Source organism: Streptomyces sp. NPDC060035 (genome assembly GCF_042736635.1).
In the GTDB taxonomy this organism is placed as follows: domain Bacteria; phylum Actinomycetota; class Actinomycetes; order Streptomycetales; family Streptomycetaceae; genus Streptomyces.
In genome coordinates this window covers 3,190-24,279 of the sequence record NZ_JBHWVO010000042.1, presented here as the reverse complement: position 1 = coordinate 24,279, position 21,090 = coordinate 3,190, and the positions used below count along the sequence as shown (strand labels likewise).

The following is a 21,090-nucleotide window of genomic DNA, read 5'->3' as shown; positions in this document are numbered from 1 at the left end:
GGCTCCTGCGTCCCAGGGGTGGCGGCCGGGCACACGGGCGGTGTCCGGCCGCTCACCGTTCGGCGGTACTGCCGGACGGGGTGCGCCCGGAATTCCTCCGGTGCCGTAACCTCGAAGCCTGGAGCCCGCAGTTCTCGGGACCTTGATCACACTGATCCACACCTTGGGGATGCTCAGCGCATGACTGCCATTTCTCTCGGAATGCCGGCCGTTCCGACCAAGCTCGCCGACCGACGGGTCAGCCGTCAGATCCAGGTCGGGTCGGTGGCGGTCGGTGGGGACGCACCGGTGTCGGTGCAGTCGATGACGACGACCCGTACGTCGGACATCGGTGCGACGTTGCAGCAGATCGCTGAGCTGACGGCGTCGGGCTGTCAGATCGTGCGGGTGGCGTGCCCGACGCAGGACGATGCGGATGCGCTGTCGACGATCGCGCGGAAGTCGCAGATTCCGGTGATCGCGGACATTCATTTCCAGCCGAAGTACGTGTTCGCGGCGATCGATGCCGGTTGTGCTGCGGTGCGGGTGAATCCGGGCAACATCAAGCAGTTCGACGACAAGGTCAAGGAGATCGCGAAGGCGGCCGGTGACGCGGGTACGCCGATCCGCATCGGCGTCAACGCGGGCTCGCTGGACGCGCGGCTGCTGAAGAAGTACGGCAAGGCGACGCCGGAGGCTCTGGTGGAGTCGGCGCTGTGGGAGGCGTCGCTGTTCGAGGAGCACGGTTTCCGGGACATCAAGATCTCGGTGAAGCACAACGACCCGGTCGTGATGGTGAACGCCTACCGTCAGCTGGCCGCACAGTCCGACTACCCGCTGCACCTGGGTGTGACGGAGGCCGGCCCGGCGTTCCAGGGCACGATCAAGTCCGCGGTGGCCTTCGGTGCGCTGCTCTCGGAGGGGATCGGGGACACGATCCGGGTTTCCCTGTCGGCTCCGCCGGCGGAGGAGGTCAAGGTCGGGCTGCAGATCCTTGAGGCGCTGAATCTGAAGCAGCGGCGGCTGGAGATCGTGTCGTGCCCGTCGTGCGGGCGTGCTCAGGTGGATGTGTACAAGCTGGCGGACCAGGTCAGTGCGGGGCTGGAGGGCATGGAGGTTCCGCTGCGGGTCGCCGTGATGGGCTGTGTCGTGAACGGGCCCGGCGAGGCGCGTGAGGCGGACCTGGGTGTGGCGTCCGGTAACGGCAAGGGCCAGATCTTCGTGAAGGGCGAGGTCATCAAGACCGTCCCGGAGTCGAAGATCGTGGAGACCCTCATCGAGGAAGCCATGAAGATCGCGGAGCAGATGGAGAAGGACGGCATCGCCTCCGGCGAGCCCAAGGTCTCCATCGCAGGCTGAACCCCACCACTCACTGTGCCCCGCAGGCCCGCCCTGCGGGGCACAGCCGTGTCCGCGACCCGTTGCCGGCCCCCGGACCGCAGGGCTTCGCATCCGGCCGTCCCGTCCCGTGCGGGGGGCGCCCCACAGCCTTGTTGGGTACAGTGCGGAAATCAGCAGACCGTATGGTGAGGCCCCCAGTGTTGACGCAGACCACTACCCGGGTCCTCGACCCCGGCGAGCTTCCCGCCGCGCTCGCCGTCCTCGAGAGCGAACCCGTCGACAACGCGTTCGTGATGTCCCGCGTCCAGGTCGCGGGACTCGACCCCTGGCGCCTCGGTGGCGAGATGTGGGGCTGGTACGCCGACGGCAGGCTGCGCTCGCTCTGCTACTCCGGCGCCAATCTGGTCCCCATCTGCGCGACCCCCGAGGCCATCAGGGCCTTCGCCGACCGCGCCCGGAGGGCGGGTCGCCGCTGCTCCTCGATCGTCGGCCCCGCCGGGCCCACCGCCCAGCTGTGGCGCCTGCTCGAACCGAGCTGGGGTCCCGCCAGGGAAGTGCGGCCCAACCAGCCCCTCATGGTCACCGAGAGCCCGTCCGCCGAGGTGGCCCCCGACCCGCTCGTGCGCCGTATCCACAAGGAGGACATCGACGTCCTCATGCCGGCGTGCGTGGCGATGTTCACCGAGGAGGTCGGCATCTCCCCGCTGGCCGGCGACGGCGGGCTGCTCTACCAGGCACGTGTCGCCGAGCTGATCACCACCGGCCGCTCCTACGCCCGTATCGAGGACGGCAAGGTCGTCTTCAAGGCGGAGATCGGCGCGGCCACCGACCGGGCCTGCCAGATCCAGGGCGTCTGGGTCGCCCCCGAGTTCAGGGGCCGCGGCCTCTCCGAGACAGGCATGGCGGCCGTTCTGCGCTACGCGCTGGCCGATGTGGCGCCGGTCGTCAGCCTGTACGTGAACGACTACAACACCGCCGCACGCAGGGCCTACAGCCGCGTCGGCTTCCGCGAGACCGGTGCGTTCATGAGCGTGCTGTTCTGACCGGGCGGCACGGCCAGTAGGGTTCCGGCATGGCAGCAGCAGACCCCGCATCCCCCCGGGGCTCCGGGACCCCCGGCATCGTGGTCGGACCGCTCGATCTTGCCGCGCGTGTCGACGAGGCTCTGGCCGTGCAGGCCGTCGCCTTCGGACTCTCCCAGGACGAGATCGACGTACGCCGCCATATCGTGCTCAGGCACCTCGACCACCCGCAGGCCCGCGCCCTCGGCGCCACCACCCCCGCCGGACGGCTCGTCGGGTTCGTCTACGGCCTGCCGAACAACCGGGCGCACTGGTGGTCCACCGTCGTCGAGCCGTATCTGCGCGCCACGGGCTCCGCGGAATGGCTCGACGACTCGTTCGTGATCACCGAACTCCATGTCCACCCGGAGTTCCAGCAGCGCGGCCTCGGCCGCAGCCTGATCACCACCATCACGGACGCCGTCGACCTGCCCCGTTCCATCCTCTCGGCGATCGACACGGAGAGCCCCGCACGTGGTCTCTACCGCGCCCTCGGCTACCAGGACCTGGCCCGGCAGGTGCTCTTCCCCAGCGCCCCCAAGCCGTACGCGGTGATGGGCGCGCCCCTTCCGCTGCGCCGCCGATAGCGAATCGATTTCCGCCCGCGCGTGCCGCCCCGCTAACCTCGGCCCATCACCCTTCCGAGCAGGAGTTCATCATGGCCCAGGTCCAGCGCATGTCCCGATTGATGATCAAGACACTGCGCGATGACCCGGCGGACGCCGAGACGCTCAACCACAAGCTCCTCGTCCGGGCCGGATACGTACGTCGCACCGCCGCCGGAATCTGGTCCTGGCTCCCGCTCGGCAAGAAGGTCCTGGAGAACATCACCCGCGTCGTCCGCGAGGAGATGGACGCCATCGGCGGCCAGGAGGTCCTGCTGCCCGCACTGCTCCCCAAGGAGGCGTACGAGGCGAGCGGCCGGTACGACGAGTACGGCGACCTGCTGTTCAGGCTCCAGGACCGTAAGGGCGCCGACTACCTCCTCGGCCCCACCCACGAGGAGATCTTCACCCAGGTCGTCAAGGACATGTGCTCGTCCTACAAGGACCTGCCCGTGATCCTGTACCAGATCCAGACCAAGTACCGCGACGAAGCCCGTCCCCGCGCCGGTGTGCTGCGCGGCCGTGAGTTCCAGATGAAGGACTCGTACTCCTTCGACACCACGGACGAGGGCCTGGCCGAGGCGTACCAGCTGCACCGCGCCGCCTACATCCGGATCTTCGAGCGCCTCGGCCTCGACCACCGCATCGTCTCGGCCGTCTCCGGCGCCATGGGCGGCTCCGCGTCCGAGGAGTTCCTGGCGCCCGCCCCGGCGGGCGAGGACACCTTCGTCGACTGCCCGAACTGCGACTACGCCGCCAACACGGAGGCCGTGACCTTCAAGGCCACCCCCGTCGACGGTTCTGCGGCCGCCCCCGTCGAGGAGCTGGACACCCCCGACACCCCGACCATCGAGACCCTCGCCGCTCACCTCGGCGTCCCGGCCTCTGCCACCCTGAAGAACCTCCTGGTCAAGGTCGACGGCGACATCGTGGCCGTGGGCGTGCCCGGCGACCGCGAGGTCGACCTCGGCAAGCTCGGCGAGCACCTGTCTCCCGCCGTCGTCGAGCTCGTCACCGCCGAGGACTTCGTGGGCCGCCCCGACCTGGTGCGCGGCTACGTCGGCCCGCAGGGCCTGGAGAAGGTCCGCTACATCGCCGACCCGCGCATCGCCCCCGGCACCGCCTGGATCACGGGCGCCAACAAGGAGGGCACGCACGCGAAGAACGTCGTCGCGGGCCGCGACTTCGAGGTCGACGACTACCTCGACGTCGTCGTCGTCGAGGCGGGCGACCCCTGCCCCAACTGCGGCACCGGCCTCCGGGTGGACCGCGCCATCGAGATCGGCCACATCTTCCAGCTCGGCCGCAAGTACGCCGACATCTTCTCCCTTGACGTCCTCGGCCAGCAGGGCAAGCCCGTCCGCGTCACGATGGGCTCGTACGGCATCGGCGTCTCCCGCGCGGTGGCCGCACTCGCCGAGCAGACCGCCGACGACAAGGGCCTGTGCTGGCCCCGCGAGATCGCGCCGGCCGACGTGCACGTCGTCGCCGCGGGCAAGGCGCTCCAGACGGAGCTCGCCCTCGACGTCTCCGAGAAGCTCGGCGCCGCGGGCATCCGCGTCCTGGTCGACGACCGTGCCGGGGTCTCGCCCGGTGTGAAGTTCACCGACTCCGAGCTCATCGGCATCCCGAAGATCCTCGTCGCCGGCCGGCGTTCGGCCGAGGGCGTTCTGGAACTGAAGGACCGTCGTACGGGCGAGCGCGAGGAGCTCACCGTCGACGAGGCGATCGCCCGCCTGGCCGACCAGGGCTGATCCGCCGGCCGCAGACACACGAGAGGCCCCCACCACCCGGTGGGGGCCTCTCCGCGTCGTGCACAGGCCGCTACAGCCAGCCCGCGAACTCCAGGATCAGCTCGCCGTCCTGACGACGCCCTGCCGTCAGCGCGCGGGTGCCCGACTCCACGGCCCGGAACAGCGTCCAGCCGTGCAGCCGCGCCTGGTCCAACTCCAGCGACTCCGCGAGCTTCTTGACCCGTCGGCGGGCCGTCACCGCGCCGCCGGGCGAGGCGATCAGGTCCTCGACCCGGTCGCGCACCAGCCGCGCAAGGTCGTAGGCGCGTTCGCCCACCAGCGGCTCGGGACCCACCGCCAGCCACGGGGCACGCTCACCCGACAGCACCTTGCTCTGCCGGAAGTTGCCGTGCAGCAGAAGGAGTTCGGGGGAGTGCGCGACCAGCTCCTCGCGGGCCGCCAGCGCCGCGGAGACCAGCGGTCCGAGCGCCGGATCCGCCGCTGCGGCTGCCCGCATGGGGTCCGTCTGCCGGGCGGTCCGCTCCGCGACGGTCTCGAAGGGGTGCCCGACCGGCGGCTCGATCCACAGCCGCCGCACGGTGCCCGCCGCCTCCAGCAGTGCCTTCGCCTCGGGAAGGGAGCGCAGGGACACCTCGTGGTGCAGCCGCTCCAGCAGCAGGCTGTCACCCGCAACCGCGGCGCCTTCGGGATCCAGGAGCTTCACCGCACCCCAGCCGTTCCAATGGGCGAGCGCAGCCCGCTCCAGCGAGGGCCAGGCACCGGGCGGCGCGATCTTCAGCACGGCCGGAGTGCCGTCCGGCCGGTGCACAAGGAGGGCGAGGCTGGTGCGGCCGCCCGGGGCCACCACCCGGTCGGGCAGGACATGGTGACCCGCTGCGGACAGCGCCTGCTCGGTGAGTGCGGGAAGCTGCGCGAGCCAGTCGGCGGCGGCCGTGTCCCCGTACGTCTCGCCGAGCGCTCGCACCAGCCGCTGCGGCGGTTCGAAACCCATACGTGCCTTGTTCCCTTTCAGAGCTTCTTCAGTGCGTGACAGCCGCGGCGCCGGCCTCGGCCGTTGTGTCCGACGGGCGGGCGGCAGCCTTCTCGGCGAGCCCCGGAAAGGCTACGCCCGTGCCGCGCCAGCGCACCGACCGCACGGCAGCCTCCCGCAGGGCACCCGCGGCCTCCTGCCGCAGGGGCCCACCGGCGGCGCGTACGAGATCGGAGTAGACGCCCGCGATCCGGTCCTCCAGCAGGGCGGCGAGCCGCACCGCCGCCGCCGGATCCGGTACCGCGAACGGCAGAGCGTACGCGGCGTCGGCTGCCACCGGCACACCGCCCAGGTCGCGGACCCTGCGCACCAGTGCGTCGCGCCGGGCCCGGTGAGCGTCGTACGCCGCCGTCGCCTCGGTGCGGCGGCGGCCCTCCAGACGGCCGCCCAGGACCCCGTACCCGTACACGGCGGCGTGCTCGGCGGCGAGCGCGGCCTGTGCGGCCGGCAGCGTCACCTGCTCGGCCTCTTCCGTCTGCCCGGCCCCTTCCGTCATGACGAGGTCTCCTTGGCCAGTTCGGTCAGCAGATACGCGTGGGCCGCACCGGCGGCGGCGACCGACGCCAGCAGCCGGGCCAGCTCCGGCCCGGCCGTCAGCAGGGTCCTGGTGTGGGCGTCGGCCACGCGTCGCTCCTCGGCCGCCAGCTCCTGCAGCGCGGCCTTCGCGTCGGTGGCGGGAGCCGCCGGTGCGGGAGCGGTCGGCTCGGCCGTGCCCTTCGGCGGGCCGCCCAGGGCCGATGCGTGCTCCTGTATGGCGGACCGCAGCGGGGCGAGCCCGGCTGCCGTCACCGGGTGGGCCGTCACGACCTGGTCGTACCGGGCGAGCAGCGAGGAGCTGGCGCGGGCGGCAGCCGCCCGCAGTGCCGTCTGCGTCCGCGCTGCCGCGGCCCGCGCATCGGAACTCGTGTTCCGCCGTTGCCCGCCGGAGACGTCGCCGGACCCGCAGCCTGTCAGCGCCGCACCCAGTGCGAGCGCTCCGGTAGCGGTGAGCGCACTCCTGCGCGTCGTCCCCGTACGCCGCACTTGTCTCCTTCGGGCCTGGTTTGTGACAGATTCTGTCCTGAAGTGATCACCGCAGGCGAGCGTACCCGCGGACCGGCGGGAGGCGGACGGCAACACCCCTGCGGACCGGATACCCTTTGACCTGACACGCGACGATCCCCACAACAGCACACGCGGCCGAGGAGTCACCCGGATGAGCACCAACCAGAGCGACAGGCTGCGCGCACTGATCGAACCGCTCGTCGGAGCCAAGGAGCTGGACCTCGAGGAGATCGAGGTGTCCCGGGCGGGCCGCCGCCGGGTGTTGCGGGTCATCGTGGATTCCGAGGACGGCGTGGAGCTCGACACCTGCGCCGAGCTGAGCCGCACGATCTCCGAGACGCTCGATGAGACCGACGCGATGGGTGAGGGCGAGTACGTCCTCGAAGTGAGCTCTCCGGGCGCCGACCGCCCGTTGACCGAGCACCGCCACTACGTGCGCGCCATCGGCCGGCTGGCGAAGCTGAGCCTGGACGACGGTGACGAGCTGGTGGCCCGCATCCTCGCAGTCGACGACGAGGGGCTCGATCTCGAAGTGCCGGGCGTCAAGGGCCGTAAGCCCACGTCGCGCCGCGTCGCCTTCGACGAGATCGCCAAGGCGCGCGTGGAGATCGAATTCAACCGCAAGGACAAGAAGGAAGAGGAGGCGTAGCCGTGGACATCGATGTGAAGCTTTTGAAGGGCTTGGCGCAGGACAAGGAGATCCCCTTCGACGTGCTCGTCGGGGCGATCGAGGCGGCCCTCCTCATCGCGTACCACCGCACCGACGGCAGCCACCGCCGGGCGCGGGTCGAGCTGAACGAGCGCGGCCACGTGACGGTGTGGGCCAAGGAGGACCCGGCCGACCTCGAAGAGGGCCAGGAGCCCAAGGAGTTCGACGACACCCCGTCCGGCTTCGGCCGTATCGCGGCAACCACCGCCAAGCAGGTCATCCTGCAGCGCCTGCGCGACGCCGAGGACGACAGGACGTTCGGTGAGTACGCGGGCCACGAGGGCGATGTCGTCACCGGCCTGGTCCAGCAGGGCAAGGACCCGAAGAACGTCCTCGTCGACATCGGCAAGATGGAAGCGATCCTGCCGGTGCAGGAGCAGGTGCCGGGCGAGGAGTACACGCACGGTCTGCGGCTGCGTACGTACGTCGTACGGGTGGCCAAGGGTGTGCGCGGTCCGTCCGTGACGCTGTCGCGGACCCACCCGAACCTGGTGAAGAAGCTTTTCGCGCTGGAGGTCCCGGAGATCGCGGACGGCTCGGTGGTCATCGAGGCCATCGCGCGTGAGGCCGGTCACCGTAGCAAGATCGCCGTACGGTCCACCCGGGCCGGGCTGAACCCCAAGGGCGCCTGCATCGGCCCGATGGGCAGCCGTGTGCGCAATGTCATGGCCGAACTGCACGGCGAGAAGATCGACATCGTGGACTGGTCGGACGACCCGGCCGAAATGGTCGCCAACGCGCTGTCACCCGCACGGGTGAGCCAGGTCGAGGTCGTGGACCTCGGTGCGCGCTCCGCCCGGGTCACCGTGCCCGACTACCAGCTGTCGCTGGCGATCGGCAAGGAGGGGCAGAACGCCCGCCTGGCTGCCCGCCTCACCGGCTGGCGCATCGACATCCGCCCGGACACCGAGACCGACGCCGAGCGGGACATCGCCGACCGTGAGCGCGCCGAGCGCGCCCGGGAGCGGTCCGAGCGCGGCTGATCCGGTCTGCCCCGGGGGTTCCGGGGCGGACCGCAGGAATAGATCAAGGCGTTCTGACGCTGAGATCACGACAACATCCGTTCGATTTTTGCCCCAAAGGGGTGAGGTCGGTACGGGGAGGTAGACTTAAACGTGTCTGGCCGGACGCCCGCCCGCGCTTGCCCCGAACGAACCTGTGTGGGATGTCGGGAGCGAGCGGCCAAGAGCGAGCTGCTGCGCATCGTGGTGGACGAGGGTGAAGTTGTCCCTGATCCACGCGGTACGCTGCCCGGCCGGGGTGCGTACGTGCACCCGGTCTCTGTCTGTCTCGACCTGGCGGTCCGCCGCCGGGCATTCCCCCGGGCCTTCAAGGCGAAGGGGCCGTTCGATTCCGCGGCACTGCAGCGGTTCGTCGAGCGGGTGACACCGTAAGAAAGTGAACGGCACGGGTCTCCGTGCGGTCAGGTACCTCGCGAGTTGGAAGTAGGTCGAGATTGCGATGAGCACTCGATGAGTACGCGATGAGTACGCCCATGAAGTAGCGACGGTCCGGCGGTAACCCGGACCTAAAAGGAGCGAAGTGGCTAAGGTCCGGGTATACGAACTCGCCAAGGAGTTCGGAGTTGAGAGCAAGGTCGTCATGGCCAAGCTCCAAGAACTCGGTGAATTCGTCCGTTCGGCGTCCTCGACGATCGAGGCGCCGGTCGTGCGCAAATTGACTGACGCACTGCAGGGTCCCGGTGGCAACGCCGGCAAGTCCGCTGCAAAGCCTGGCGCGCCCCGCAAGGCCGCCCCCGCAAAGCCCGCAGCGCCCTCCCCGGCGGCCGCTGCGGCACGTCCTGCTGCCCCGAAGCCCGGCGTCCCGGCCCCCAAGCCGGCCGCTGCCGAGGCCCCGGCGGACAGCACCCCCGCAGCGCCTTCCGTGCCGTCTGCGGGCCCGCGTCCGGGCCCGAAGCCCGCGCCCAAGGCAGCTCCGGTCACTCCGGTGCCCGCCGCCGAGTTCTCGGCTCCGGCACCGGCCCAGCCGGCCGCACCCCAGCAGCCGCAGGCCCCGCGTCCCGCGGGTGCCACCCCCGGTCCCCGCCCTGCCCGCCCGGCTCCGGCCGGCGGTCAGCGTGACGGTGGCCGTGGTGGCGAGCGTGACGGCGCCCGTGGCGGCGAGCGCGGCGGCGACCGTCCGGCACGTCCCGCAGGCCAGGGCGCACCCCGCCCCGGCGGCGCGCGTCCGGCGGGTCCCCGTCCGGGCAACAACCCGTTCACTTCCGGCGGCTCCACCGGCATGGCGCGCCCCGGGGCGCCCCGTCCCGGCGGTGCCCCGCGTCCCGGCGGCGGTCAGGAGCGCCCCGGCGCCCCGCGTCCGCAGGGCGGCTCGGGTGGCCCCGGTGGCGCACCGCGCCCGCAGGGTCAGGGTGGTGCCCGTCCGTCGTCTCCGGGCGGCATGCCCCGTCCGCAGTCCCCGCGTCCCGGCGGTGCCCCCGCGGGTAACCGTCCGAACCCCGGCATGATGCCGCAGCGTCCCGCTGCGGCCCCGCGTCCCGGCGGTGGCCCCGGCGGCGGCCGTGGTCCCGGTGCCGGTGGAGGTCGTCCCGGTGGCGGTGGCGGCGCAGGTCGTCCCGGTGGCGGCGGCTTCGCCGGCCGTCCGGCCGGTCCCGGTGGTGGCGGCGGCGGCTTCGCCGGTCGCCCCGGTGGTCCCGGTGGCGGTGGCGCTCCCGGTCGTCCGGGTGGTGGCGGCGGCTTCGGCGGTCGTCCCGGCTTCGGTGGACGTCCCGGTGGCCCCGGTGCCCGTGGTGGCACGCAGGGCGCCTTCGGCCGTCCCGGCGGTCCCGCGCGTCGTGGCCGCAAGTCGAAGCGGCAGAGGCGCCAGGAGTACGAGTCCATGCAGGCCCCGTCGGTGGGCGGCGTCATGCTGCCCCGCGGCAACGGGCAGGCTGTCCGGCTGTCTCGCGGTGCTTCGCTCACGGACTTCGCGGAGAAGATCAACGCGAACCCGGCGTCGCTCGTCGGCGTGATGATGAACCTCGGCGAGATGGTCACTGCCACGCAGTCCGTCCCCGACGAGACGCTGAAGATGCTCGCGGACGAGATGAACTTCGTCCTGGAGATCGTCAGCCCCGAGGAGGAGGACCGCGAGCTGCTCGAGTCCTTCGACATCGAGTTCGGCGAGGACGAGGGCGGCGAAGAGGCCCTGGTCTCCCGTCCGCCGGTCGTGACCGTCATGGGTCACGTCGACCACGGTAAGACCCGACTGCTGGACGCGATCCGCAAGACGAACGTCATTGCGGGCGAGGCCGGCGGTATTACGCAGCACATCGGTGCGTACCAGGTCGGCGCCGAGGTCAATGGCGAGGACCGCAGGATCACCTTCATCGACACCCCGGGTCACGAGGCGTTCACCGCCATGCGTGCACGTGGTGCGAAGTCGACCGACATCGCGATCCTCGTGGTCGCGGCGAACGACGGTGTGATGCCGCAGACGATCGAGGCGCTGAACCACGCCAAGGCGGCCGACGTGCCGATCGTGGTCGCGGTCAACAAGATCGACGTCGAGGGTGCCGACCCGGTCAAGGTGCGCGGTCAGCTCACCGAGTTCGGTCTGGTGGCCGAGGAGTACGGCGGCGACACGATGTTCGTCGACATCTCCGCCAAGCAGGGCCTCAACATCGAGGCTCTTCTGGAGGCCGTCGTCCTCACCGCCGACGCCTCGCTCGACCTGCGGGCCAACCCGGAGCAGGACGCTCAGGGTATTGCGATCGAGTCCCACCTCGACCGTGGCCGCGGTGCCGTCTCGACCGTCCTGGTCCAGCGCGGCACGCTGCGCATCGGCGACACGGTGGTTGTCGGCGACGCGTACGGCCGAGTCCGCGCGATGCTCGACGACAAGGGCGAGAACGTCGAGGAGGCGGGTCCCTCGACCCCCGTCCTCGTGCTGGGTCTCACCAACGTCCCGGGTGCAGGCGACAACTTCCTGGTCGTCGACGAGGACCGTACGGCCCGTCAGATCGCCGAGAAGCGTGCCGCTCGTGAGCGCAACGCCAACTTCGCCCGCAAGGGTGTCCGGTTCTCCCTGGAGAACCTGGACGAGGCGCTCAAGGCCGGTCTGGTCCAGGAGCTCAACCTCATCATCAAGGGCGACGCGTCCGGTTCGGTGGAGGCTCTCGAGTCCTCGCTGCTCCAGCTCGACGTCGGTGAAGAGGTCGACATCCGGGTCCTGCACCGCGGTGTGGGTGCGGTCACCGAGTCGGACATCAACCTGGCGACCGGCTCCGACGCCATCGTGATCGGCTTCAACGTGCGCGCCGCAGGGCGTGCCGCGCAGATGGCCGACCGCGAAGGTGTGGACGTCCGGTACTACTCGGTCATCTACCAGGCGATCGAAGAGATCGAAGCGGCCCTCAAGGGCATGCTCAAGCCGGAGTTCGAAGAGGTCGAGCTCGGTACGGCGGAGATCCGTGAGATCTTCCGCTCGTCCAAGCTGGGCAACATCGCCGGTGTGCTGGTCCGGTCCGGCGAGGTCAAGCGCAACACCAAGGCGCGCCTGCTGCGCGATGGCAAGGTCATCGCGGAGAGCCTCAACATCTCCGGTCTGCGCCGCTTCAAGGACGACGTCACCGAGATCCGCGAAGGCTACGAGGGCGGTATCAACCTCGGAAACTTCAACGACATCAAGATCGACGACGTCATCGCGACGTACGAGATGCGCGAGAAGCCGCGAGGCTGATCCACAGGGATTCCCTGGGGGAGCCCCCTGGGCTCTCTGCACGGTCGGGGCCGGTCGACGGGTCGTATTTCCGTCGATCGGCCCCGGCCGTTCCGTGTACGGTTCTGATGTCCCTGCCAAGCGATGGCGGGGCGCGAACCCGAACCGGCGGGACATCCGGACATACATGTATGTGGGGACGCTGTCCTTCGACCTTCTCCTCGGCGACGTACGGTCGCTGAAGGAGAAGCGCTCCATCGTCCGTCCGATCGTTGCCGAGATCCACCGCAAGTTCGGGGTGAGCGTCGCGGAGACGGGCGGCCAGGACCTCCATCGCAGGGCCGAGATCGGCCTTGCCGTGGTGTCCGGGGACACCGGACACCTCACAGACGTACTCGACCGGTGCGAGCGCATGATCGCGGGCCGGCCGGAAGTGGAGCTGCTGTCCGTACGACGGCGGCTGCACAACGACGAAGACGATTGAGCACGTTCAAGAAGGAGACGGACCAGTGGCCGACAACGCGCGGGCAAAGAAGCTGGCGGACCTCATCCAGGTGGTGGTCGCCGAGAAACTGCAGCGCGGTATCAAGGACCCGCGTCTGGGCACGCACGTGACCATCACGGACACCCGGGTCACCGGCGACCTGCGGGAGGCCACGGTCTTCTACACGGTCTACGGCGACGACGAGGAGCGGGCGAGCGCGGCGGCAGGGCTGGAGAGTGCCAAGGGCATCCTGCGCTCGGCGGTCGGCGCGGCGGCGGGGACGAAGTTCACCCCGACCCTGGCCTTCGTCGCCGACGCCCTGCCGGACAACGCCAAGGCGATCGAGGACCTGCTCGACCGGGCTCGGGCCTCGGACGCCAAGGTCCGCGAGGCATCCTCGGGTGCCGCGTACGCCGGTGACGCGGACCCGTACCGCAAGCCGGAGGACGAGGACGAGAACGGCGAGGGCTCACCTTCCGCATGACGCAGAACAAAACGCCGGACGGCCTTGTCATCGTCGACAAGCCGTCCGGCTTCACTTCGCACGACGTCGTGGCCAAGATGCGCGGCATCGCCCGCACCCGGCGGGTCGGCCATGCCGGCACGCTGGACCCGATGGCGACCGGTGTCCTCGTGCTCGGCGTCGAGAAGGCCACGAAACTCCTCGGCCATCTCGCACTGACCGAGAAGGAGTACCTCGGTACGATCCGGCTCGGCCAGGACACCGTCACCGATGACGCGGAGGGCGAGATCACCTCGTCCACCGACGCCTCGGGCGTGACCCGTGAGGGCATCGACGCCGGTGTCGCCGCACTGAGCGGCGCGATCATGCAGGTCCCGTCCAAGGTCAGCGCCATCAAGATCGACGGCAAGCGGTCGTACGCGCGGGTGCGCGGCGGCGAGGAGTTCGAGATCCCGGCCCGCCCGGTGACCGTCTCGTCCTTCCGCGTCTACGACGTGCGCGAGGCGGTCGCCGAGGACGGGACACCCGTTGTCGACCTGGTCGTCTCGGTCGTCTGCTCCTCGGGTACGTACATCCGGGCCCTGGCGCGTGATCTCGGCGCCGGGCTCGGCGTCGGCGGGCACCTGACCGCGCTGCGGCGCACGCGCGTCGGTCCGTACGGAATCGACGCGGCCAGGACGCTCGAACAGCATCAGGAGGAACTGGCCGTCATGCCGGTCGCGGAGGCCGCCGCCTCGGCGTTCCCCCGCTGGGACGTGGACGAGAAGCGGGCCAGGCTGCTGCTCAACGGCGTGCGGCTCGACATGCCCGCGTATCCGCCGGGGCCGGTCGGTGTCTTCGGGCCCGACGGAACGTTCCTGGTGCTCGTCGAGGAGCAGAAGGGCAAGGCCAAGAGCCTCGCCGTCTTCGCCTGATCCGACAGCACCCGAGGACCGGTCGGTCCCATCGTGGAGCGGGCAGGCCCCCCGGTGCCCGCTCCACGATCCCCCTCCAGGGACCATCCCTGTCCACCGGAACCCGCGTATTCACCCCAATGGACGGGCGCTCGGAGTGACTGAGGGGTGTGAGGGGGGCGCTTTTGCCCCCTGAGCTCTCGTCCTGATCACCCGAGATCTACCGTCGGACCATGGGCAGCGGGGACCGGTCGAAACTGGTAAGAATCTGCGATCAGGCCGGCCGGCCGCGGGGGGTCGGATTTGTCGCGGACGACCGCGGCACGGTCGTCACCAGCCATCAGGCCGTCGCCTCTTCCGAACCTCTGGAGCTGCACGGGACGGACGGCCGGACCTGCCCCGCAGCTCCCGGCGACATCACGGCTCTGCCCGGCCTCGGCCTCGCGCTGCTGCGCACCGGCGGGCCCGATGTCCTCGGTGTGGAACCGCTCCCCATCGCCGCGCGCGACCGCGTGGGGAAGGGCATATACGTGCGGATCGCCGCCCACGGCTGGCGGGAGGCGCGCGTGCTCGGGACGACCCCGGCGACGTACACCGAGGGCGGACGCAGCCACCGGCTGGGTGCCGCGATGGAGCTGGCCCTCGGCACGGACGGGCGCGACGCGCTGCGATCGGGCGGAGCCGCCGTGGGCGGGCCCGTCACCGACCCGGACACCGGCGCCGTCCTGGGCGTGCTCTCCACCGCGCTGAGGGCGGAGCACGAGGCGGCGGGGCTCGCGGTACTCCTCCCCGGCCCGGACCAAGGCGACGGCGGACCACTGGAGGAGCTGCTGCGGCGCAACGCGAGTGGTGTCCCCGGGTACGGGTGCGACCTCAACCTGGCGGGGGCGCTGCAGCTGACCGCGACCTCACTCGGCTCCGCAGGACGTCCGGACGGTACGGAAGCGGTCGAACGTCCGCACATCACTGGCGAGTTCACCGCCTTCGAGGCCGGTACGGGACCTGTACTCGGCGTCGTCGGGGCACCCGGCACGGGGCGCACCACCGAGCTGGCAGCCCTTGCCGCCCGCCGTTCCCGCGGCCCCGTTCCCGCCCTCACCATCTGGCTGCGCGGAGCCGATCTGATGGCCGAGGACACCTCGGTCGCGGACGCGCTGACCCGTGCGCTCGGGCGTTCCGGACGGATCGTCACCGCAGCCGGGGCCCGTGGCGACATGACGACGGCCACTCCCGAGAGTGTGGCCCGCCTCGCCGGTTCGTCGGGGAATCCGCTGCTCGTCGTCGTGGACGGTCCCGAGGAGATGCCGCCCCTGCTGGCCCACCGGCTCGCGGAGTGGACCGGCGCAACAGCGGACTGGTTGCGCTGTCACGGGGTGCGGATGGTCGTCGCCTGCCGCCCCGAACACTGGGAGACCGCAGGCGCGCTGTACCCGCCGGACGCCCTGCACGATCCGCAGCGGCCCGCCCGGCGGCTGCCGCCCGCCGTGCGGCTGGGCGACCTGACCGCGGACCAGGCGGAGCGGGCCAGGGAGCGGTACGACATCCCGCCGGAGGCGATCGCCCCGGGGCACGACCGGCACCCGCTCACCCTGCGGCTGCTCGCCGAGGTACGGGGCGCGCTGCCCCCCGACGTACCGGGCAGGCCCGGCACCGAAGAGGTCTTCGCGGCCTGGCTGGACCTGGCCTGTGTCCGGATCGCCGTCCGTATCGGCGCGGAGGCCGAACCCCGGCTCCGGGGCACGGCGGTCCGCAGACTGGCCGCGAAGGTGGCGGGGCAGGTCCACGAAGCGGCCCGCCGCTGCCTCGGGCCGGGGCAGGGGGAGCTGGAGCGGGCGACGTTCGAGGAGATCTTCCCGTGGCGCACGGGGTGGGCCTCGGCGGTCCTCACCGAAGGGCTCCTCGTACCGGCGGGCGTGGGCTACCGCTTCGCCCACGAGGAGCTGGGCGACTGGGTGCAGGGTGCCCACCTGGATCTGGACGCCGCCCTGCACTCACTGGTCCACCGCTGGCACAGCGGTGAGGTGCCCACACCTCCTTGCGAGGACGGACCCCGGTCCGCGGCGCCGCCCGAGACGTCCGGGGCCGCCGAACCCCGCAACCTCCCCGTACCGCGCCATCGCATCGGTCCCGTGATCCAGGCGATGCTCCTGCTGGGGCGCCGTCAGGGGAGCGCGGCACTGGCGCACCGGATGGCCGATCTGATCGAGGCGACGGACCGCCTGTCTGCCGAGCCCGACAGCGGCAGTGACAGCGCCGCGTCCGCCCGGCATGCCGATGCCGTGTGGTGGGCGGCTCATCTGCTCGGGGAGAGCCTGCTCAAAGTGCCCGACGCGCGCCCGTACCTCGGGGTGCTGCGCGTGCTCACCGGACGGATCACCCGGCGGTCCCCGGCAGCCGGCCGGCCGGCCGCATCCGGTCCCTACGCCGCATTCGGCCCTTGGTTCTGGCGACGTCTCCGGTTGCCGGAGGAGGACCGGATCGACCTGCTGCGCCGCCTCGTACCGGCCGACGGTGCCCCGCGCGCCGACGGGGAGGAGCGGTACCTGGACGCTGTGGCCTGCCGGCTCACCGCCAGCCCGCAGACGGTGCAGGCGCTGCTCTGCCGCTGGTTCACCGACGAGCGCCCGCTGCCCGCCCAGGAGGGTGTGCCGATGCGGCTCACGGTGGCCGCGGCCGCACAGGCCCTGCTGTACGCCCGACGCGACCTTGCCGTCGACGACCTGACCGAAGCGCTGGTGGACACCGTCCACCCGCGCGCCGCCGAGCTGCTCACCGCCCTCGCCGAGGACGAGCCGTCCGCGCTCTGCAGGGCCGTCGACCGCTGGGCGCGCGACGAGGAACGGCCCGCGCGCCGGGCGGCCGCAGCCGTCCACGCCACGCTCACCGCCGCTGTCGTCACCTCGGACGGCGACCGGGCCCTGCTGCGCGGCGCCGCGCTCACCCTGCTCGCCCGGGCGGGGGACACCGCCCTGCACGCTCCGGCGCTCACCCTGCTCGTCAGGGATCCGCAGACCCGGATCCGCTATCTGCCGCAGGCCCTGCGGGTCTTCGCGGCCGGGGACCCCCGGCTGCCCGTGGCACTGCTGGCCGAGGTCCTCCCCGAGCATCCGGAGCCCGTGCTCGCCGCGCTGCGTGCGCGGCTCGCGGTGCCCGGGGACGCGGCCGACGATGCTCTGGGGGCGCTGGCCGGCCTGGATGCTCCTGCCCTCGCCCTGCATGCCCCCGGCCTCGTACGGCAGTACATCGACAGCAACCCCGGGCGCGGGGCGCAGGCCGCCGCATATGTGGAGCGCAGGCTGGAGCACAGTCCGGCCGCCCGCGCACTGCTGCTGCCCCTGGTGACGGGGCTGCTGCGGGACCGCTCCGCGCCCGCGCCGGTACGCGCCGCGCTGGCCCGGGTGCTCGCCGCGCCGGGGAGCACCGGGTCCAGGCCGCTGCGGGCCGAGCTGCTGGAAGTGCTGCTGGACTTCGAGCAGGACACCGGGAGGGACCCCGTGGTGCTCGATGCCTTGCTGCGGGCCGCCGCAGCCGACTCCGGCCGGCGCCCCGAGGCCCGTACACGGGCGCTGGTGCACCGCACCGGGATGCTCCTGGTACGAACGCCCGAGGGAGCCGCACGCTTCGACACCGGACTGGTCGAACTCGCCCGCGAGGTGCCCGGATTCGCCGGGCTCGTCACCCGGTGGCTGGCCGACGCCCCCCAGGAGTGGGCCGCCGTCGTGGGACCCAGCGCCCGGCGGACGGTGGAGGCACTGGAGAGATCACAGTCCGGGTTGCCGATGCCGATGCAGGCCGTGGGACGTGAGCATGGCAGTCTTAGACCTGCGTAAGGGACATACACACGTACACAGGTTCGGGCGAGGAGCGGTCACAGTGCAGCGCTGGCGTGGCTTGGAGGACATCCCCGAGGACTGGGGACGCAGCGTCGTCACCATCGGCTCCTACGACGGGGTGCACCGCGGACACCAGCTGATCATCGGCCGGGCCGTGGAACAGGCACGCGCGCTCGGCATTCCGTCCGTCGTCGTCACCTTCGACCCGCACCCCAGCGAGGTCGTACGCCCCGGCAGCCACCCGCCGTTGCTCGCCCCGCACGACCGCCGTGCCGAACTGATGGCGGACCTGGGTGTGGACGCGGTGCTGATCCTGCCGTTCACCACCGAGTTCTCGAAGCTGGCGCCCGCCGACTTCATCGTGAAGGTGCTCGTCGACAAGCTGCACGCGCAGCTGGTCATCGAAGGCCCGAACTTCCGCTTCGGACACCGGGCGGCCGGCAACGTCGCGCTGCTCACCGAGCTCGGTGCCACCTACGACTACAGCGTCGAGGTCATCGATCTCTTCGTGAGCGGTGAAGCGGGTGGCGGCGAGCCGTTCTCCTCCACCCTGACCCGTCGGCTGATCGCCGAGGGCGATGTGGCCGGGGCGGCCGAGATCCTCGGCCGCCCGCACCGCGTGGAGGGCATCGTCGTGCGCGGCGCGCAGCGCGGCCGGGAGCTCGGCTTCCCGACAGCGAACGTGGAGACTCTGCCGCACACCGCGATCCCCGCCGACGGCGTCTACGCGGGCTGGCTGACGGTGAACGGCGAGGCGATGCCCGCGGCGATCTCCGTCGGCACGAACCCGCAGTTCAACGGCACGGAGCGGACCGTCGAGGCGTACGCGATCGACAGGGTCGGCCTCGACCTGTACGGGCTGCACGTGGCGGTGGACTTCCTCGCGTACGTACGCGGCATGCTGAAGTTCGACTCCATCGACGACCTGCTCGTGGCGATGGCCGCCGACGTGAAGCGCTCCAGCGAGCTGACCGCGGCCTACGGGCAGGCCTGACACCTCCCGCGGTGCGCGTGCCGTCCCGCCGAGGCATCGTCGGGGTAGGACCCGTCGAGCCGGGAGGACGTCCGCACCGTGCGTGAACTGCTGTCGGAACTGCGTGACTGGCACGACTCCGGTATGCCCTTCGCCCTGGCCACGGTCGTGGCCGTACGGGGCAGCGCGCCGCGAGCCGCCGGCGCGGTGATGGCCGTGACCGCCGACGGAGCCGTGGCGGGCAGCGTCTCCGGGGGGTGTGTGGAGAGCGACGTGTACGAGGTGGCCACCGAGACGCTCGCCACCGGCAGCCCCCGGCTGCAGACGTACGGCATCAGCGACGACGAAGCCTTTGGTGTCGGACTGACCTGCGGCGGCACGATCGACCTCCTGGTGCAGCCCTACACCACGGCGGACGGCCGGGACCGGCTGCGCGAGCTCGTCGACACCATCGCCGCCGGGGAACGGGTGGCGGTCGCGACCGTCGTATCCGGAGCGGCGCCCACCGGCGCCCGCAGGGTGGTCCTGGCCGACCGCGTCACGGGTTCGCTCGGCAGCGAAGGGCTGGACGTGGCCGTCACCGACGACGCGCGCGGGCTGCTCGCCCAGGGAGCCACGGGAATCCACCGGTACGGCGCCCACGGCGAGCGGCGCATGCAGGACGTGACCGTCTTCGTCCAGACGTACGCTCCGGCACCCCGCATGCTCGTCTTCGGGGCCATCGACCACGCGGCGGCCACGGCGAGGATCGGGTCCTTCCTCGGCTACCGGGTGACCGTGTGCGACGCCCGTCCGGCCTTCGCCACCCGGGAGCGCTTCCCCACGGCCGACGAGGTCGTCTGCGCGTGGCCGCACGCATATCTGGAGTCGACCGAGGTGGACGCGCGCACAGTCATCTGCGTGCTGACGCACGACCCGAAGTTCGACGTGCCCCTGCTGGCCGCCGCGCTGCGCACGCCTGCCGCGTACATCGGCGCCATGGGCAGCAGGCGCACCCACCTGGACCGGATCGCCCGGCTGCGGGAGGCCGGTGTGGACGAGGCGGGACTGGCCCGCCTCGCCTCACCCGTGGGACTCGATCTGGGAGCCCGGACCCCGGAGGAGACAGCCGTCTCGATCGCCGCCGAGATCATCCAGCACCGCTGGGGCGGAACAGGGCGCCCGCTGGGCGAGCTGACGGGGACGATCCACCACCACCGGCCCTGACCCCGTCCACGCCCGCTCGGTGCGGCCGAGGACGGCGTCACACGCCGGCCGGGCTCACTGCGGTCGCCGCCCAGTGGCACGCCACCTGCGTCAGGCCCCCGCCCTCCAGCACCGGCAGATCCTTCGTACGGCAGGCGTCCGCGACCCCCGCACGCTCCGCCTCGCCCGAGGCGAGGATCTGGCAGCGGGCATGGAACCGGCAGCCCGAGGGCACCTTCGACGGGTCCGGCGGCTCCCCGGTCAGGATCACCGGATCGCCGTCCGCCTCCGGCAGGACCGACAGCAGCGCCTGGGTGTACGGGTGCCGGGGCGCCGTGAGGATCTGTTCCACGTCGCCCGTCTCGACGATGCGGCCCAGATACATCACCGCCACCCGGTCCGCGATGTTCCACGCCAGACCCAGATCGTGCGTGACCACCAGCGCGGACAGGCCCAGCTCGTCGCGCAGCCGCAGCAGCAGGGCCAGGATCTCGCCGCGCACGGACGCGTCCAGCGAGGCCACGGGCTCGTCCGCGACGATGAGCTCCGGCTCCAGGACCAGCGCGCCCGCGATCACGACGCGCTGACGCTGGCCGCCGGACAGTTCGTGCGGATACCGCAGGAAGAACCGTTCCGGTGGTCGCAGCCCCGCCCGCGCCAACGCCCCGGCCACGGCCGCCTGTTCATCGCCCGCGTACCCGTGGATGCGCAGGCCCTCCGCCACCGCGTCGTACACCGTGTGGCGCGGGTTGAGGGAGCCGCTGGGATCCTGCAGCACCAGCTGCACACGCTTGCGGTACGCCTTGAGGGCCCGGCCCGAATAGTCCAGCGGCTTGCCGCCGAACGTGACCCGGCCGGACGTGGGCGGTACGAGGCCCAGCAGGGAGCGGGCCAGCGTCGTCTTGCCGCAGCCCGACTCGCCGACCAGGGCGACGATCTCGCCGGGCCGGATGTCGAGGTCGACCCCGTCGACGGCGCGCGCCGGCGACGCCCCCCGCCGGCCGGGGGAGGCGACCGTAAGAGCCGTTGCACTGAGCAGCGGAGCCGGGGGGGGAGGGGTGTTGAGGTGGTCCTTGA

18 protein-coding genes are annotated in these 21,090 nt (G+C 71.6%); 14 read left to right on the top strand and 4 right to left on the bottom strand.

Annotation, left to right across the window (positions count from 1 at the left end):
* Positions 1-180 precede the first annotated feature (180 nt).
* The 4 genes from ispG to ACFWBQ_RS35805 all read left to right on the top strand — a co-directional run bounded on the left by ispG (position 181) and on the right by ACFWBQ_RS35805 (position 4,740).
* Positions 181-1,338 (top strand): flavodoxin-dependent (E)-4-hydroxy-3-methylbut-2-enyl-diphosphate synthase, encoded by a 1,158-nt coding sequence (gene ispG / locus ACFWBQ_RS35820; RefSeq protein ID WP_385507311.1) that lies wholly within the window; start codon positions 181-183, stop codon positions 1,336-1,338.
* 164 nt (positions 1,339-1,502) lie between these two features.
* Positions 1,503-2,363 (top strand): GNAT family N-acetyltransferase, encoded by an 861-nt coding sequence (locus ACFWBQ_RS35815; RefSeq protein ID WP_385507308.1) that lies wholly within the window; start codon positions 1,503-1,505, stop codon positions 2,361-2,363.
* Between the two features lie 29 nt (positions 2,364-2,392).
* Positions 2,393-2,968 (top strand): GNAT family N-acetyltransferase, encoded by a 576-nt coding sequence (locus tag ACFWBQ_RS35810; RefSeq protein WP_385507305.1) that lies wholly within the window; start codon positions 2,393-2,395, stop codon positions 2,966-2,968.
* Positions 2,969-3,039: 71 nt separating this feature from the next.
* A complete protein-coding gene (locus ACFWBQ_RS35805) occupies positions 3,040-4,740 on the top strand; it encodes a proline--tRNA ligase (RefSeq protein WP_385507304.1) in 1,701 nt (566 codons plus the stop codon).
* A gap of 70 nt (positions 4,741-4,810) precedes the next feature.
* Here the strand turns inward: ACFWBQ_RS35805 and ACFWBQ_RS35800 are convergent, their stop codons facing one another.
* The 3 genes from ACFWBQ_RS35800 to ACFWBQ_RS35790 are packed head-to-tail and all read right to left on the bottom strand — an operon-like array spanning position 4,811 to position 6,793.
* On the bottom strand, positions 4,811-5,731 hold the full coding sequence (locus ACFWBQ_RS35800; protein ID WP_385507301.1) for an aminoglycoside phosphotransferase family protein: 921 nt from the start codon (positions 5,729-5,731) through the stop codon (positions 4,811-4,813).
* Between the two features lie 28 nt (positions 5,732-5,759).
* Entirely contained in the window at positions 5,760-6,266 is a 507-nt protein-coding gene (locus ACFWBQ_RS35795; protein ID WP_385507298.1) for a ferritin-like domain-containing protein, read from the bottom strand.
* Complete coding sequence (locus ACFWBQ_RS35790; RefSeq protein ID WP_385507296.1) at positions 6,263-6,793, bottom strand: hypothetical protein; 531 nt, start codon at positions 6,791-6,793, stop codon at positions 6,263-6,265. Before ACFWBQ_RS35790 ends, ACFWBQ_RS35795 begins: the two co-directional genes overlap by 4 nt.
* 172 nt (positions 6,794-6,965) lie before the next feature.
* Here ACFWBQ_RS35790 and rimP point away from each other — a divergent pair, with 172 nt between their 5' ends.
* The 10 genes from rimP to ACFWBQ_RS35740 all read left to right on the top strand — a co-directional run bounded on the left by rimP (position 6,966) and on the right by ACFWBQ_RS35740 (position 20,034).
* Positions 6,966-7,463: a ribosome maturation factor RimP gene (rimP, locus tag ACFWBQ_RS35785; RefSeq protein WP_385507295.1), complete on the top strand. Its 498-nt coding sequence runs from the start codon at positions 6,966-6,968 to the stop codon at positions 7,461-7,463.
* A 2-nt stretch (positions 7,464-7,465) separates the two neighbouring features.
* Positions 7,466-8,506, top strand: a complete 1,041-nt coding sequence (gene nusA / locus ACFWBQ_RS35780) for a transcription termination factor NusA (protein WP_385507292.1) — start codon at positions 7,466-7,468, stop codon at positions 8,504-8,506.
* Positions 8,507-8,638: 132 nt separating this feature from the next.
* Positions 8,639-8,917, top strand: a complete 279-nt coding sequence (locus tag ACFWBQ_RS35775) for a YlxR family protein (protein ID WP_385507290.1) — start codon at positions 8,639-8,641, stop codon at positions 8,915-8,917.
* A 148-nt stretch (positions 8,918-9,065) separates the two neighbouring features.
* Positions 9,066-12,203 (top strand): translation initiation factor IF-2, encoded by a 3,138-nt coding sequence (gene infB / locus ACFWBQ_RS35770; protein WP_385507287.1) that lies wholly within the window; start codon positions 9,066-9,068, stop codon positions 12,201-12,203.
* A gap of 166 nt (positions 12,204-12,369) precedes the next feature.
* Entirely contained in the window at positions 12,370-12,666 is a 297-nt protein-coding gene (locus tag ACFWBQ_RS35765) for a DUF503 domain-containing protein (RefSeq protein WP_356429414.1), read from the top strand.
* 25 nt (positions 12,667-12,691) lie between these two features.
* Positions 12,692-13,150 (top strand): 30S ribosome-binding factor RbfA, encoded by a 459-nt coding sequence (gene rbfA / locus ACFWBQ_RS35760; RefSeq protein ID WP_384500998.1) that lies wholly within the window; start codon positions 12,692-12,694, stop codon positions 13,148-13,150.
* Positions 13,147-14,043 (top strand): tRNA pseudouridine(55) synthase TruB, encoded by an 897-nt coding sequence (gene truB / locus ACFWBQ_RS35755; RefSeq protein ID WP_385507283.1) that lies wholly within the window; start codon positions 13,147-13,149, stop codon positions 14,041-14,043. Before rbfA ends, truB begins: the two co-directional genes overlap by 4 nt.
* Before the next feature lie 212 nt (positions 14,044-14,255).
* The gene (locus ACFWBQ_RS35750) at positions 14,256-17,852 is read left to right on the top strand and encodes a trypsin-like peptidase domain-containing protein (RefSeq protein WP_385507277.1); all 3,597 of its coding nucleotides are present in this window, start codon (positions 14,256-14,258) and stop codon (positions 17,850-17,852) included.
* 43 nt (positions 17,853-17,895) lie between these two features.
* On the top strand, positions 17,896-18,849 hold the full coding sequence (locus ACFWBQ_RS35745) for a bifunctional riboflavin kinase/FAD synthetase (RefSeq protein WP_385507274.1): 954 nt from the start codon (positions 17,896-17,898) through the stop codon (positions 18,847-18,849).
* Between the two features lie 78 nt (positions 18,850-18,927).
* The gene (locus tag ACFWBQ_RS35740) at positions 18,928-20,034 is read left to right on the top strand and encodes an XdhC family protein (RefSeq protein WP_385507271.1); all 1,107 of its coding nucleotides are present in this window, start codon (positions 18,928-18,930) and stop codon (positions 20,032-20,034) included.
* Between the two features lie 37 nt (positions 20,035-20,071).
* Here the strand turns inward: ACFWBQ_RS35740 and ACFWBQ_RS35735 are convergent, their stop codons facing one another.
* Complete coding sequence (locus ACFWBQ_RS35735) at positions 20,072-21,052, bottom strand: ABC transporter ATP-binding protein (protein WP_385507359.1); 981 nt, start codon at positions 21,050-21,052, stop codon at positions 20,072-20,074.
* Between the last annotated feature and the right edge of the window lie 38 nt (positions 21,053-21,090).